Below are 14,580 nucleotides of genomic sequence, written 5' to 3' on the forward strand. Positions count from 1 at the left end.
TTCCCGTCTGGGTCTATCTTGGTTACTTCGGAGCTCACAACTTTGACACTCTTCTGAGTTGGGTTCATCAAGGTCAGCTAACGGTCTTTGGGCTTTTAGGCGCAGTCATTTTATTCTTTGGAATCTCTTATTGGATCCGAAAGAAACGATCGGTGGCTCCTTAAGAATTTCTTTACATCTTTTTGCATTCGGCTATTGTTTGACCAGTTATGGACATTCTTGCGCAGCCGGTGCTTGTGCTGAATGCCGGTTACGTCCCCATCGGGATCCGGTCGGTCAAAGACGCCCTCATCCTTATCATTCTTGAAAAAGCACAGTTGATCAAGGATGATGAAAATCTTCTCATTCGTTCCGAAAAACTGAGATTCACCGCTCCTCGAATCATTCTCCTCCGAGACTATTACCGCGTCCCACCGCGAAAAGATCGGGTTTCCCGGGAGAATATCTTTCAAAGAGATAACTTTCACTGCGTCTACTGTGGAAAAAAATTTCCAAGTTCAAAACTGACCTTGGATCATGTAATTCCCAGAAGTCGTTGGGAGGGAGTTCCTAAAAAAGACAGACCTAAGGATTTTAATTCTTGGGAGAATCTGGTAGCCGCGTGTAAACACTGCAATACTCGAAAAGGAAATAAACTTCTCTCCGAATTGAAGTGGAACTTGCCGGAAGAAAATCGGGTGACACCCAAGCTACGCTTTCCACTCTTCTCAATATCGGATCAGCAGGCGGAGAAGTTCGGCTGGCGGGAGTATATTTCTTTTTGAAACGTCTTTCTATTTTATTTCTTCTTCCGGTAGTATCTCTTCTTTTCGGGTGCCCCCATTATTCTACCACAAGACTGATTTCCACACCTCCGACCTTGATCAGCGTCGTGCCGATCGCAACCGGTTACGAACTCAGGATGAGAGCGGGAAACCCCGAACTTCTTTTTAGCGGCTACCGCCTTTTTGTGGGAAACACTGAAAACGAATCTCGATTTCCTTCGGACTTGAACTCGGGGACCGATTGTGTCGGCGGCGTCTTAAATCTGATACCGAACCAGCCTCTCGAATATTCGATCGAATTAAGCACAAACAGCGGACCTCTCGCGACCCCCGCAACCGGGGAAAACACAAATCGAATCTGCAAGATGAGCGTGACCGTCACTTCGGGACAATACCTTACTCTACGCTCCGAGGTTCTCGTAATCAGCATCACGAACGGAGCTACTTCCGGGTTCGTGTTTTCGATGCCGTCCAACTCGCTTAGGGTTCCTTAAACCAAACCTCGATTTTTTGAAGAGTGTTTTTTGCGTCCGCGATCCAGATACTCTGCGGAAAAGATCGGACCAATTCTTCAAAGTGAGACTTTGAGCTTAACAAGGAGTTTCTCAACTTACGGAGCGCCGGATTCTCCTCGCCTTTTAAGAAGATCGGGTTTCCATCCGTGATTTTATAGTATTCGTGAATCGCAAAATCGTAAGAATCACGGGCGAGTTTGTAAATATCATAGTCCGATTTCTGGAAATTCGCATCGGATGAATGAGAAACTACATTCTCTTTTTGGAATGTTTCTTTTTCGAGATAAGAATAAAGAACGTCCCTGTATTCGATCAATTCCTTAAAAAGAGAATCGTTGGAGAATTCTCCCGTATCCGGATGGTATTTTTTCGAAAGAAGATAAAAACGACTTTTGAGTTCTTCTTCCGAAAACCCCGGTTCCAAACCCAGAAACTCAAGGGCTCTTTCTAACAGGTCCCCGTTTTCCAATAGTCTTGTCTGAGATAAAGATGACGTTTGAGCTGGATCTGAACCTGAGCGACGTTCAATTCTTTTTGATATTCTTTTAAAATTTCTTTCATTCTTTCTTCCACTTGAGAATGAAGAAGTCTGGATTCTTCCAATTTTTGAAACAACGTTTCCGTAATTTCTATAAGTTCTAAATTCTGAGGAACACCCTCTTCCAATTTTTCTATCTTACGGTCGAGGGAACAGAGTTTGTCAACGAGTTTGAGGTTGGAATCTTCGATCTTGGCGCCCGTCTCTCCGTCTCCAAAACCGAAAACTTCCAGTTGACGTTTTTGATTTTGGATCAATTCGTCCAAAAGAAGAATTTTTTCTCCAAAGAGGACTACAAGGTCCGAACCGTTTTGTTGGAAATCAGCCGAAGACAAATTTTATCCTTGGATGGACAATCCGCTTCCGCGGCTTCCCTGAAATGGGGCCGAAACCACATTGGACTTTTCCTTTTTCTCGATTTCTTCCCAAGCCGATTTCAGATCTTCCATGTATTTGATAATTTCTTGAATGATCTCGGAATCTTTTTTCATGTTCGCTTCGAGCAGTCGTTTTTTGATATAAACGTAGATTCCCAAAAGGTTGTTCGCGACTTCCCCGCCTTGTTCCAAGTTGAGAGCAAGCATGAGTTCGGTTACGATTTCCCCCGCTTTGAGGATATGATTGTTAACCACATCGTATTTTCTGGGAGTGTTGTTCTCCAGAGCGATATTTAGAAAACGAATCGCCCCATCATAGAGCATGACGATGAGTTTTCCCTGGCTGACAGTCGAGATTTCGTTGGATTTATATTGTTCAACGGTCGCTGTGGATTTTCTGGCAAGTGACATGTATCTCTCCTGAAATACTCTTCGACAAAAACGGTTGCCTCCTTAATGCTGGGTCAGAACATTCTTACGGTTTCTCTCAAAACTTTCACACGTTTTTGAGCCGTTCCAACCGTCCGAATTTTCAAATTCGAACTCCAACTAGGCCTTTTGCCGAGCTATGTCCGATCACCGATCAGATCTTAGAATTTGATACCAAACCGGACGCGATCTTGCTGACAAAGAACCTTTGTTTGGATTTTGAAAACCCAAAGTCAAAGCCCTTCCTCAAAGGGTGAAAAGACAAACAACTCTGATTTTACCCGGATAGAATTTCCTTGGCAAGTCTGTTTACAAAACCCAGAAAAAAGATCGTATTTTTAGCGTCCGGGAGAGGCTCCAATTTGAAGGCCGTTCTCGAAAATTTAAAAAAAGGGAAAATCGCAGGCACTGGAATTTCACTTCTCACGGACAATCCCGGTTGTAAGGCCTTAGAGATTTCCAAAGAATTCGGTCTTCCCGCACAAGTCTTGGATTTCAAATCCTTTGAAGACAAATCCGCGTATCACAAGGCCCTCTTGGATCGATTGCTCGAACTAAAACCCGATCTTATCGTCACAGCCGGATATATGAGAATTCTAAAACCGGAAATTATCAGTGCCTTTCCTCATCGAATCATTAACATTCACCCGTCTCTTTTGCCTGCATTTCCCGGACTGGGCGCGCAAAAACAAGCCTTTGAGTATGGAGTCAAAATCGCCGGTTGTACCGCTCATTTTGTGGACGAAGGTGTCGACTCTGGACCTGTGATTTTACAAGGAGTTGTGAAAATCAAGGAAGGAATGTCGGAAAGAGATTTGACTCTAGAGATTCTCAAAGAGGAACATAAAATCCTGCCACTCGCGGTTCAGTATTTTTGCGAGGATCGGCTAAAGATCCAAAATAGAAAGGTCAGCATTCAATAGACAATGATACAAATCAAAAGAGCCCTGATTTCGGTCAGCGACAAATCCGGTTTAGTCGAGTTCGCACAATTCTTAAATCAAAACGGAGTGGAGATCATTTCCACAGGCGGAACTCTCAAACTTCTCAAAGAAAAAGGAATCAACGCGATTGCGATCGACGATTACACGGGATTTCCGGAAATCCTAGACGGAAGGGTCAAAACCTTACATCCGAAAGTCCACGGCGGACTTTTAGGAGTCATTTCGAATCCGGCTCACAAACAAAAGATGGAAGAGCTGAAAATTCCTAAGATCGATTTGGTCGTAGTGAACTTATATCCGTTTTTAAAAACGGTTTCCAAACCCGGAGTTCTTTTGGAAGAAGCGATCGAGAACATCGATATCGGCGGGCCGTCGATGATCCGAAGCGGCGCGAAGAATTACAAACATACGTTAGTCCTCACAGATCCGAACGATTATTCCGAAGTACAATCCTTGATCTCTTCCGGTGGGATCTCGGAAGATGTTTCAGCGAAGTTTATGAGAAAGGCTTTTTCTCATACGGCGATGTATGACACCGCGATCTCTTCCTGGTTTAACAGACAGGCGGGTGATACATTTCCGGACGTTCTCAATCTTTCTTTTCTTAAAAAACAAAAACTCAGATACGGGGAAAACCCGCACCAAGCAGCCGCTTTTTACGAACCTCTTTTTACAAAGAGCGATTTTTCTCCCTTACAAGGAAAGGAATTGTCGTTTAACAATATGTTGGACTTCGACGCGGCCTTTCACATCTCGAGTCTTCTTCCAGAAAACACCGTCTGTATCATCAAACATCTCAACCCTTGCGGAATCGCGTATGCGGACGATCCTCTAGAAGCCTATCAACTCGCGAGAAGAACGGATCCGATCTCTGCGTTCGGCGGCGTAATCGGAATCAAGGGACTCGTAAGCGGAGAATTGGCAACGGTCATCACCGAGAATTTTGTGGAAGGTGTGATCGCACAAAAGTTTACTCCGGAAGCGCTCGATATTTTTTCGAAGAAGCCGAACATTCGTCTCATCGAAATCGAAGACTTCAAAGAAGCCTTGGACGAACTCGATCTTAGACCGATCCATCACGGACTTCTCATACAAGACAGAGATTATACGACGATCACCGAAAAGGATCTGAAAATCGTTAGTAAAAAACAACCGACTCCGGAAGATATTCGAGGTTTGATGTTTGCTTGGTCCTGTGTACGGTTTATCAAATCCAACGCGATCGTTTATACGGAAGAAAACGCGACGCTCGGAATCGGCGCGGGTCAGATGTCAAGAGTCGACTCGGTTCAATTGGGCGCGAACAAAGCGTTAAACGTTGGACTTTCCGTTGTGGGTTCTTATGTTGCCAGCGACGCATTCTTTCCGTTCCGAGATGGAATCGACGCGCTCGCAAAAGCGGGAGCCAAGGCCATCATCCAACCCGGAGGTTCCGTACGGGATCCGGAGGTGATCCAAGCGGCGGACGAACACGGATTGATTATGGTTTTTACAGGCATGAGGCACTTCAGACACTGATATGGAATTCCTACTCTATCTCATCTTTTTCGGATTCGTTTCGAGCGTTCTAGTTCTTGTGAGCTATTACTTCAAACTTCTGTTTCTTTCGGGAAGGGACTCCTTTGAAAGAATGGAACTTGTGGACTGGATCCGAATTCTTCCGGAAGAATTACTCAAACTTTTGGAATCCGGAGGAAGTCTTCAATACGGAGCGATTGCATTTTTTATTTCCGCCTTTGTTTCGTATCTGTGGACCTTGATGGGAGGAATCATCGGAGCTCCTCATTATTCGGACGCATTTGGAAACTATTTCTTTCTTTCGTTTTTACTTCCGGTCACTCTTTTTACAACCTACGGTGTTTTGGTGGAACTGATTTTGAAGGATCTTCCATCCACAAGTCCCAATCACTTTTTGGTTCGTTTTTTTGAACAAGAGGTTCCGGTACTCAGCGGTTGTTCGATTTCGGTGATCGCGTCGAATCTCGCGGTCTACGGACTTTTTCATGAAATCCCGTTCTTATTCGTTCTTCCGAATGTTGGAATCATCGCGATTCTCCTGATCCTCCGCTGGAATGGAAAGGTAAAGATCGGGGGAATTCATTTCTCCGGCCCGAAAAAGCCTTCCTATGAGGAAGATTCTGAATAAGTTTCGAAAAAAACTGCCGATAGTTAGAATATGAGAATCCTCGTTCTTCTCCTCACTTTTAGTTTCACACCTGCGGTTTTGTTCGCGCAATTGCCGGACGAAACTTCGAATCCAAGACAACCGTCAAATAACCAGCAACAAGCTCTCAATCTTCTGGAAGGTTTTGCCGAGTCCTCTTGGGGAGAAAGTTACGCCAATCTTCGTGAAAAATTCTTATCGCTTTCCACAAATCCGCAGAACGACGAAAAGGTGGAGATCGTTTTCGAGGATAAGGAAAAGACACTTCTGATTCGAAGAAACGGAATTCTTTATTCTTATCGTTTTTATTCCACTCCCAAGATCGTTTTGGATTCCAGACCCAAGGGTCAATTCGCAAACCCAACCGTGGAAAACAAATCCGAGATGGAAGAAGGAACTCATTCGGCTCCGGGAGTTTTATTTTCAGTCGGAGTTTTGTTTCGTTATCTTCCCGGAAAGGAAGTGCAGCAAAAACTAGAACAGAAATACGGAAAGCCAAAAAAAGAAGCCTTAGCCGAAAACAAAATCGGCGGCGCCGTTCTCTGGGAAAAAACCGATGAAAAACAATCCCCTCCCAAGGGCGGTTTTATCGTCCAGTGGAAAGAGGCTTATAAAAAAATGCCATTTACGAGAAGAGTCGATTATTTCAGTTCTTCGATCAAATTCCAAATCGAAAAAGAATACAAAGAATTCTTCAGCGCCGAAGAAATCAAAACACTTCGAGATTTGATTCCATAACTTCGCGATCCATAAAAAGCGAAGTTATGAGTTCAGGAAGCGAAGCGGCCATACTCCGCGATCCAACAAATGTAAATCCGCGCGAAAGAAGAGAAAGTTTCAAAATTCCTTCCTTACATCCTGTTTGATTTTTATCGAAGGTCAAAACAGGAGCGCGAATCAATTCGCGGCGTAGGATTGAGAACGAAAGAGAAATACGTTCCCGTTGAATGATCAACGATTTACCAAATCGCAAGGACTCCGATCGATCTAATTCGACACCCATCCAAAAAACCGTTTTCTAAAAGAAGGGATTCCCCAAAAATTCTATTGACCCCGCAACGCGATCCGTAGAGAGCCGTTGCGTTTCTTAAAAGAATAGTATTCTCATTAAAATACTATTGACCCTAACCTACCTTTCCCACCATGCTCTAAGCACATATTTTAGAGGAGCCTTATCAATGGAATTATATCTGGATACAGCCAACATCGATGAAATCAAAGAGATCGCGTCCTACGGTCTTGTGGACGGAGTTACGACCAATCCTTCCATCATCGCAAAGTCCGGAAGAAACTTTAAAGAAGTCATCAAGGAAATCTGCGCGATCGTTCCCGGTCCTGTGAGCGCCGAAGTCCTTTCCACAAAGTTCGATGGAATGTTAAAGGAAGCTCTGGAACTCGTGGAGATCGCTGAAAACGTTGTCGTAAAAGTACCCTTAATTCCGGAAGGTCTCAAGACCGTCGTCGAACTCACAAAAAGGAACATTCCTACAAACGTGACTCTTTGTTTTTCGGCGCCGCAGGCATTGCTTGCCGCAAAAGCCGGAGCTACTTTTATTTCTCCTTTTATCGGAAGAGTTGATGATACGAGTTGGGATGGAATGGAACTGATCACCGAAATCAGGGAGATCTACGACAATTACGGCTATGACACGAGAATTCTCGCCGCCTCGATTCGCGGACCTATGCATTTAAAGGAATCGGCTCTGAGAGGAGCGGACTGTGCGACCATGCCTCACTCGGCATTTCTACAACTTTTCAAACATCCCCTCACCGATATCGGTTTGGAAAAATTCTTAGAAGACGCCAAAAAGTTGAAGTGGTGATTTACCGGTTCTAAAGTCCTCTGCACGAGGGCTTTAGAATTTTATGAAATTCGAATACAATCCTCGATTCCTCTTTTTCTTTTCTTTAAAAAAAAGTAACGTTCAAATGAACAGAAGCCCGTCTCAATGTGGAAACATTCAGGCCTACCAACTTTTGTTCCGACTAACTTTTTAGGTTAAAAAATAATTGCAAACGGACTTCGAGTCCGCTCCCAGTGGAATGCGCTTCTCAAGGGCTACTTTGAAAAAAGAGTTCTATTGCATTCCAAAAACCGAATGCACTTTTAAGTTTTCAGGTGCTCGAGTGAGTGTTTGTCTCGCTCTCTTAGAAGCAGGACTCTTAGTTTTACAAAAATGTAGGAACTCTAACAAAACTTAACAAAGGAAGTCTGTTCGAAAGTTTACAAACGGTCAAAGGGGTGTAATCTGTGGGAACTCCAGCGCTTTTATTTCGAGCTGACTTGAGTGTTGTAAGTGGTTTCCTTTTAGGTTTGGGACAAGTCCTTAGTTTCAAAACTGTTTTTCAAAAAAATTGCAGTCCTGGTTTGTTTCAAAAAACGATTGAATCTTTGCTAATACGAAACCAATAGTAAAGTCTACGGTATTTTCTTAATTCCGTAGTAGTCGTCCATCATCAACTTCATCGATTCCAAAAAGCACATGATAGATTGATGCGACGCGTCGTAGAACAAGTTACAGGAAGTCTGAGTATTTAGATCCACGGATACGGCGCCGTATTGTACGGAAAGATCTTGGATCTTCGGCCACCACGTTTTTTCCATTTCCAATTCATAAAAACGTTTTCGATAAGTGTCATACACTTTCGGCCAGATCAAATAGACTTTTACGTCGTTCTCCTTTGCCAATTTAAGAAACTGTTCCACGAAGTAGAATTGGGTTTGTCCCAGGGTAAAAGTAGAAAGATACAAATTTCGAATTCGAACCGAGTCTTTTTCCAAACGATCCGGATCGTTAACAAAGGAAGTATATGCGAATTGTTCCCCGTGTTTTAAGTTAAGAATTACATAGTCCGTGTTCAGAGCAGGATTGTATTCGGATAACTTTCTTTCCTGAAATCTTTTGAAGAATAACTTGAGATCGGGATTAATCCGTCTAACGGCAAACATACGATCTAAGAATAATTTTTTACGGTCTTCCATGGAAATCTGATCCAAATACTTCAGGATAAATTCGTCGTCAGCTCCGTATTTTAGAAACGGATCGTAATACATTCCTTTTGTATCGTCGAATCCTTCGGGACTGACCACATAAAAAACCAGTTTCGGTTTGATACCCTGTTTTAAAATCTTTTCAAACCAGTAGAATCCGTAAGCTGGAACTGCTTGTGGACCTGAAAAATTATAAAGAATCCAATCCTTCTGAAATTTCTTGTCCATTCCGAGCGCGGAATAAGGATAAGCCCTCGAATCCCCAAAAGCCAGTGCAAGAGAACGATCTTTTAGATCCTTATCCCGAACCATTCTTTCAAACAAGGACTTACGTTGTGTGTAATAGACGGTGTTCCCGGCTTGGATAAAATTCTTCTGAAAATACTCGATCGTAAAGATTTTATCCAAACAAAAAACAAAGATCAAAAAAAGAACAGGATAATAGATATAAATTCGTTTCATAGTACCGCTCAAAACTTAGAGTAAAAAAAGTCGGCGTTGCCCGCGTTCATTCCGACCATAATAAATAAAATCACGAGTCCTAAAATCGGCAACAACCTAACGCGCCATTTTTCGGGGACCGAATATTTCTCGGGCCATTCCTCCGAAATGTGAAAAAGAACCACAAAGATCAGCATGTAAACTCCGCTTTCCAACCCGGTGAGTTCCTGACCTTTCTGAAAGGTAAGAATTCTTCCGATCGAAGAAATGGCGGAATTAAAATCCGGAGTAAAGAAAAAAGTCCAGGAGATCGAATATACGAGCAAAACGAAAAGATATCGGAGCGCCGGTTTGACGTAAGGTATCTCCGGAAGAATTTTCCATTTCTGAATTTCAAAAAGCCGTTCGAGAGAAAGATAAATCCCGGTGAGAAGTCCCCAAAAAAGAAAATTCAAACTCGCTCCGTGCCAGAGTCCGCCTAACATAAACGTTACGATAAAATTGACGGAAGTTCGTAATTCTCCCTTTCTCGAACCTCCGAGGGGAATGTAGATATAGTCTCGGATCCAATAGGAGAACGTTAAGTGCCATCTTCTCCAGAGGTCTCCGAAACTCTGAAAGAAAAAAGGAGCCTTGAAGTTTTCCGGAAGATCGAAGCCCATCAGTTTCCCAAGTCCTCTTGCCATATCGGTAAGTCCCGAAAAATCGAAATAAAGATTCATCGCGAAAAGAAAACAGGTCAACAAAAGCGCCAAACCCGAATAATCCTTCGGAGAAAGAAACGCGGGTGCGATCAAAGGTACTACTGCCGCGGACAAAAGTCCTTTTTTGACAAGACCTCTTAAAAACAACCAAAGTCCTTCCGTAAGTTTGGACGGGTTCATGGTCGGCGCTGAAAACTGATCGCAGACCTGATCGTATCTGAGAATCGGGCCGGCGATCATCACTGGAAAAAAGAAAACGTAAGAAAAAATTCCGGAAAGAGAGACGTCTTTGTTAAAACCTTCCCTTTTGGAATCCACCGCCAAAGAGATCAATTGAAACGTGTAATAGCTGATCGTCGCGGGAAGAACTACTTCAAAACCGGTTAGTCCGAAAACGGAAGATAACTTTGCATCGAGCATCGTCTTTTCTTGAAGCATAGGAATCGAAAAAACAAATCCTATAAACTCCATGAGCAAATAAAAATATTTGAATAGACCTAGGTTGAGTAAATTGAGTGCGACCGCAGTCTTGACATACCATGATTTTTCTTTCCAAAAATGAAAGAGCACCCAGTTCGCTAAAACGATCAAAACGAGATGGAGCAAAAAATTAAAACTGAAAACCGAGTAAAAAAAAGCCGAGCCGACGATCAGAAGATACTTTCTACTCTTCTCCGGAATGTTCCAGTAGACCAGGTAGAAGACTAAAAAAAATAAAAGAAATTCTATGCTTAAAAAATTCATTCCCAAACCCCAACCGCGTCTTTCAGAAGATACTTACCTTCCGGAAGATTTAGCTTTTCTAATTGAATCGATCCAACTCGAATCCTCTGAAGGTCCAGCACGTGTGTTCCCAAAGAGTGAAACATTCTTCTGATTTGTCTTTTTTTTCCTTCTCCGAGAATCACTCGATATACGCAGTCTTTCCCGGGGACGAGTTTAACCATCTTCGCACGCAGAATTTCCCCTGCATCCAAAATCCCTTTTCGAAACGAGGCTTGAATCTCCTTTTCCCCCGGATCAAATTTCAACCAGACCAGATATTCTTTCTCGGATCCGTTGGAAGGATGCGAGATTTTTTGGGCCAAATCTCCGTCGTTTGTCAAAAGAAGAAGACCGCGAGAATTCAAATCCAGTCTCCCGGCGATCTTGTAGTTTTTAAACTCTTCCGGAAGAAGGGAAAAAACTGTCTTTTCGTGAAATCGATCCTGATGAGAACAGAGATAGCCGGCCGGTTTATTGAGAAGAAGGAGTTGTCGCGGTTCCCCGTTTGGACTTACGACTTTTCCCCGAAAAGATACTACGTCCTTTTCCGATAAAACCCGGACCGCGAGATCGGTGACTTGTTTTCCATTGATCTCAATCAATCCCTTAAGGATCCATTCTTCAGCTTTGCGTCTGGAGCCGAGACCACAGTCTGCGAGATACCGATTGAGTCGGATTCCATCCTTGGGTGGTAAATCATCCTGAGACTTCATCGATTCATCCATTTCAGAAAGATTCCCAAAATCTTCTACCTAAAACTTCGTTGACCGCGCTCCGGACCGATCCAGGATAGAAGCGTAAGATCCGGCGATTTTCCGGTCTAAGTTACGATGAATCCTCTTAAAAAAAAGCCGCGCACTCATTCTATCCAAGAAGCCCCTGAAAAACCGGAATGGCTCAAAGTAAAACTTACCTTTCCGGATCCTCAAAACAATACGGTCGCGCTTGTAAGGGATTCTTTGGAGAAAAAAAAGCTCAACACGGTTTGTGAAAGCGCCTCTTGTCCCAATCTCAATCATTGTTGGTCCCGCAAAACCGCGACTTATATGTTGGGCGGAGATATCTGCACAAGACGTTGCTCTTATTGCGACGTAGCCTCTGGTAAACCAAAGCCGCTCGACAAAGGAGAACCGCAAAGGGTCGCTGAATCCGCGATCGCCCTCGAATTAAAACACGTAGTTCTCACAGCAGTGAATCGAGACGATCTTGAAGACGGCGGAGCCGCTCATTTTGCGGAAACATTGGTAAGAATCCGGGAAGGTCTTCCCGATTGTAAGATCGAATTTTTAGTTCCCGATCTCAAAGCAAAGTTAGAATCTTTAGAGATCATCTTTCAGTCCAAACCTGACGTCTTCAATCACAACGTCGAAACCGTTCAAAGACTTTTTCCCGAAGTCGCACCTCAAAAAAGATACGATCGATCCTTGGAAGTTTTAAAGATCGCTTCTGAACGCGGTTTTTTAACAAAGAGCGGTTTGATCTTGGGAATGGGAGAAACTGTAGAAGAAGTCAAAGAATGTATGCGAGACCTAGTTGCAGCGGGAGTTTCTCTCCTCACGTTAGGACAGTATCTACAACCGACCCCTACCCACCTTCCCGTTAAAGAATATGTTTCACCCGAGATTTTTAAGGAGCTTAGAATTTACGGAAAGTCCATCGGATTTAAGGGAGTTTTTTCCGGACCTTTGGTGAGAAGTTCTTATCACGCTGACGAGCAAGTCTCATGGACTCCTTAGAAGGTTCCATTCCTCAACCCCCACCCGAAGAAATTAAGAAAATCTTATATCATTCGATCATCCAGTTTCTTTCGGGAAAGGAAGGCCCCGTAAGCAAATCGGAAATCAAGGATCTTTTGGAAAAGACGGTCAATCTGATTCCAAATGTGGAGGCGCATTGGGCGGAAATCAATCGTTTTGGAAAGAATAAGATGATTCTCCATTGGAAGGAACAAGTAATGCTCTTGGAAATGGAAGAAGTCATCGACTCCATTCTTTCTCTCTGGAATCAAAAGTTCGATTGAATCGAGTTTATTTTGGAGAATGGATGGATCGTTCGCGGCAAAACTCAAGGTTCAAAAGTAGTTTCCGGAATTCGAATTCAAAAAAATAAAAATCAATCGAGCTGATAGAATCCGATTTTGTATTTTCTCAAAAGTAAGTCTGCTTTTTTTGAATGAGTTTTTCCGGATTGATCTTTTTTTGAATACGCCCTTGTGGAATCGGTTCCGCACCATTTTCGAATATCGTATCGAAGGGAATCGTGAACGGTTATATATTCCGTAACGTCGTAAACGCTTTTTTCAATCAAGATCCAACAACTTGCACTCGTGTTGTGAAGTTTTAATTCTTCCATTGAGACGGTTTTTTCTTTCGCCCAGACGGGCGGCGTTAGGAGGCAAACTCCGATTATAACCAAATATTTTACCATGGGGAAAATTCCTCCGAATGAATCTTTTTATTCGAAATACCTTGAGAGTGCAAGTATCTTCGAACGGCCTTCATAAACTTTGGCGGTCCACAGATCAGATATTCCGCATTTGTATTTTCAGAAAGATACGGATTCAGGATAGAAAGATCCGGATGTTGTTTTTGTGGGACTTCTTCAATACGATACTGAAATTGAACGTATTTTTTTGAAATTTCTTCCAGCTCGGCGCCGACCGACAAATCGTTTGGATCCGAAAAAAAATACAAGAGTTGTATCTTCCCGGAAGAGCGAAATTTTAAACATCTCGCCCTTCCTAAAAATGGGGCAATTCCGATTCCACCCGCGATCCAGACCTGATCCTTTTGCCAATCGGTTTTCAGTTCTTGAAACGGACCCAATACGTCGATTTTGTCTCCGGGAATCGAGTTTAACAACTGTCTTGTATCCTTTCCCAGACTTTTGATTCTTACCCTAAGCAAATCGCTTTTGGAACACGATGAGATCGAAAAAGGATGCCAATCAGAAGAGTATTCTTTTCCTAAAAAACGGAGATAAAGAATCGCACCCGCTATATATTCTTCACGAGATATTTGTTTTTCGGATTCAGGGATCAGATCCAATTCTATGGAAGAATCGGAGATTCTGTTGATCTTTTGAATTTTCCAACGATTTCCACTCCAGTTCCGAAGGAGGATCGTAAGAATACTCCCAAGACCCAAAATCACACCAGAGAAAAATACGATCTTGTGCGACAATTCGTCGGAAAGAAAGAGATAACCGTGAATGACAGCGAGGAAATACGAAGGAATCAAAAATAGATGAATCACAAACCAGGGGCGATATTTTTCCAATTTCCAAAATGCGAAAACTATACTCAACGAATAGATCAGAAAACCGATCTCTCCCGTTAAAACGGAAGGATCATCCCACATCGTAAGAATTTCCGGAAATAAAACGGTCTCAAAGACGACATGGGCAAAAATGAAAATCGTAGTAAAAATTCCAAACCAATGGTGCAAGCGGTATTGAGAAGAGATTCCACCTAAAAAAGAGGACAGTCTTTTTAACTTCAGTGCCAAGTAGAAAGTAGTGGAGAATAGCAGTAGACCGAGAATCGGTAGATAGATTTCTAAGAATTTCAATTTTCTCTTTGTGCTTCCGTCTTAAGCTCCGATCCCAATTCTCACAATCCCTATCCTCAATCTCAAGGGGAATTCTTCCAAAACTCCGGATTCTACGAAAAACGATTGCGGGTCCACCCACTTGCTACGCCTACCCTTACCCACAAAGTTGTTTGAATTTTAAGAAAAATTTGTCGTAACAACGACAGTCCTCCGTTAAACGAAAGCCCCGCCCTGAAATTTTGCATAACCTTACCCACAAAGTGGGTTGAATCTTTAAAAGAATCTGTCGGAACAACGACAATCCTCCGTTAAACGAAAGCCCCGCCCTGTGGTACAAACCGGAGACATGGGTAACAAAATAGACCGGGAACATAGGTAACACAAAAATGATGGCAA

General features: G+C 43.0%; 17 protein-coding genes and 1 pseudogene. 10 read left to right on the forward strand and 8 right to left on the reverse strand.

Annotation, left to right across the window (positions count from 1 at the left end):
• The 3 genes and pseudogenes from JWG44_RS04500 to JWG44_RS04510 all read left to right on the forward strand — a co-directional run.
• Nucleotides 1-164 (forward strand): annotated as a pseudogene (locus JWG44_RS04500) (DedA family protein); the annotation flags it as partial.
• A gap of 45 nt (nucleotides 165-209) precedes the next feature.
• Nucleotides 210-764: an HNH endonuclease gene (locus JWG44_RS04505; protein ID WP_205273766.1), complete on the forward strand. Its 555-nt coding sequence runs from the start codon at nucleotides 210-212 to the stop codon at nucleotides 762-764.
• Complete coding sequence (locus JWG44_RS04510) at nucleotides 761-1,258, forward strand: LIC11661 family lipoprotein (RefSeq protein WP_205273767.1); 498 nt, start codon at nucleotides 761-763, stop codon at nucleotides 1,256-1,258. The genes JWG44_RS04505 and JWG44_RS04510 overlap by 4 nt, the downstream gene beginning before the upstream one ends.
• Here JWG44_RS04510 and JWG44_RS04515 read toward each other — a convergent pair.
• Genes JWG44_RS04515 through fliS form a run of 3 tightly spaced genes read right to left on the reverse strand, consistent with a single transcriptional unit; the run spans nucleotide 1,245 to nucleotide 2,605 of the window.
• Nucleotides 1,245-1,733: a DnaJ domain-containing protein gene (locus tag JWG44_RS04515; protein ID WP_205273779.1), complete on the reverse strand. Its 489-nt coding sequence runs from the start codon at nucleotides 1,731-1,733 to the stop codon at nucleotides 1,245-1,247. The genes JWG44_RS04510 and JWG44_RS04515 overlap by 14 nt on opposite strands.
• Nucleotides 1,727-2,152, reverse strand: a complete 426-nt coding sequence (locus JWG44_RS04520) for a hypothetical protein (protein WP_205273768.1) — start codon at nucleotides 2,150-2,152, stop codon at nucleotides 1,727-1,729. Before JWG44_RS04520 ends, JWG44_RS04515 begins: the two co-directional genes overlap by 7 nt.
• A 3-nt stretch (nucleotides 2,153-2,155) precedes the next feature.
• A complete protein-coding gene (gene fliS / locus JWG44_RS04525) occupies nucleotides 2,156-2,605 on the reverse strand; it encodes a flagellar export chaperone FliS (RefSeq protein WP_069607446.1) in 450 nt (149 codons plus the stop codon).
• A 314-nt stretch (nucleotides 2,606-2,919) separates the two neighbouring features.
• On the opposite strand from fliS, the gene purN reads away from it, so the two are divergent.
• The 5 genes from purN to fsa all read left to right on the forward strand — a co-directional run bounded on the left by purN (nucleotide 2,920) and on the right by fsa (nucleotide 7,554).
• Nucleotides 2,920-3,546: a phosphoribosylglycinamide formyltransferase gene (purN, locus tag JWG44_RS04530; RefSeq protein WP_205273769.1), complete on the forward strand. Its 627-nt coding sequence runs from the start codon at nucleotides 2,920-2,922 to the stop codon at nucleotides 3,544-3,546.
• A gap of 3 nt (nucleotides 3,547-3,549) precedes the next feature.
• Entirely contained in the window at nucleotides 3,550-5,085 is a 1,536-nt protein-coding gene (purH, locus tag JWG44_RS04535; RefSeq protein ID WP_205273770.1) for a bifunctional phosphoribosylaminoimidazolecarboxamide formyltransferase/IMP cyclohydrolase, read from the forward strand.
• A 1-nt stretch (nucleotide 5,086) separates the two neighbouring features.
• Complete coding sequence (locus JWG44_RS04540; protein WP_205273771.1) at nucleotides 5,087-5,713, forward strand: hypothetical protein; 627 nt, start codon at nucleotides 5,087-5,089, stop codon at nucleotides 5,711-5,713.
• Nucleotides 5,714-5,743: 30 nt separating this feature from the next.
• Nucleotides 5,744-6,469 carry a hypothetical protein gene (locus tag JWG44_RS04545; RefSeq protein WP_205273772.1) on the forward strand — a complete coding sequence of 242 codons (726 nt, stop codon included), beginning with the start codon at nucleotides 5,744-5,746 and terminating at the stop codon, nucleotides 6,467-6,469.
• A 440-nt stretch (nucleotides 6,470-6,909) separates the two neighbouring features.
• Nucleotides 6,910-7,554: a fructose-6-phosphate aldolase gene (gene fsa, locus JWG44_RS04550; RefSeq protein WP_118968661.1), complete on the forward strand. Its 645-nt coding sequence runs from the start codon at nucleotides 6,910-6,912 to the stop codon at nucleotides 7,552-7,554.
• Nucleotides 7,555-8,150: 596 nt separating this feature from the next.
• On the opposite strand, the gene JWG44_RS04555 is transcribed toward fsa, so the two are convergent.
• The 3 genes from JWG44_RS04555 to JWG44_RS04565 are packed head-to-tail and all read right to left on the reverse strand — an operon-like array spanning nucleotide 8,151 to nucleotide 11,346.
• Complete coding sequence (locus JWG44_RS04555) at nucleotides 8,151-9,185, reverse strand: DUF1574 domain-containing protein (RefSeq protein ID WP_205273773.1); 1,035 nt, start codon at nucleotides 9,183-9,185, stop codon at nucleotides 8,151-8,153.
• A gap of 8 nt (nucleotides 9,186-9,193) precedes the next feature.
• Nucleotides 9,194-10,612: an MBOAT family O-acyltransferase gene (locus tag JWG44_RS04560; RefSeq protein ID WP_205273774.1), complete on the reverse strand. Its 1,419-nt coding sequence runs from the start codon at nucleotides 10,610-10,612 to the stop codon at nucleotides 9,194-9,196.
• A complete protein-coding gene (locus JWG44_RS04565; protein ID WP_205273780.1) occupies nucleotides 10,609-11,346 on the reverse strand; it encodes a pseudouridine synthase in 738 nt (245 codons plus the stop codon). The genes JWG44_RS04560 and JWG44_RS04565 overlap by 4 nt, the downstream gene beginning before the upstream one ends.
• A gap of 117 nt (nucleotides 11,347-11,463) precedes the next feature.
• Here JWG44_RS04565 and lipA point away from each other — a divergent pair, with 117 nt between their 5' ends.
• Together lipA and JWG44_RS04575 are read left to right on the forward strand one after the other, a co-directional pair.
• Nucleotides 11,464-12,369: a lipoyl synthase gene (gene lipA, locus JWG44_RS04570; RefSeq protein ID WP_205273775.1), complete on the forward strand. Its 906-nt coding sequence runs from the start codon at nucleotides 11,464-11,466 to the stop codon at nucleotides 12,367-12,369.
• Nucleotides 12,357-12,653 carry a hypothetical protein gene (locus tag JWG44_RS04575; protein WP_205273776.1) on the forward strand — a complete coding sequence of 99 codons (297 nt, stop codon included), beginning with the start codon at nucleotides 12,357-12,359 and terminating at the stop codon, nucleotides 12,651-12,653. The genes lipA and JWG44_RS04575 overlap by 13 nt, the downstream gene beginning before the upstream one ends.
• A 92-nt stretch (nucleotides 12,654-12,745) precedes the next feature.
• Here the strand turns inward: JWG44_RS04575 and JWG44_RS04580 are convergent, their stop codons facing one another.
• Entirely contained in the window at nucleotides 12,746-13,060 is a 315-nt protein-coding gene (locus JWG44_RS04580) for a cytochrome b5 domain-containing protein (RefSeq protein WP_205273777.1), read from the reverse strand.
• Nucleotides 13,054-14,202, reverse strand: coding sequence for a ferric reductase-like transmembrane domain-containing protein (locus JWG44_RS04585; RefSeq protein ID WP_269752190.1), 1,149 nt, complete (start codon nucleotides 14,200-14,202; stop codon nucleotides 13,054-13,056). The genes JWG44_RS04580 and JWG44_RS04585 overlap by 7 nt, the downstream gene beginning before the upstream one ends.
• Between the last annotated feature and the right edge of the window lie 378 nt (nucleotides 14,203-14,580).

Source organism: Leptospira ainazelensis, from assembly GCF_016918785.1.
Classification (GTDB): Bacteria; Spirochaetota; Leptospiria; order Leptospirales; family Leptospiraceae; genus Leptospira; species Leptospira ainazelensis.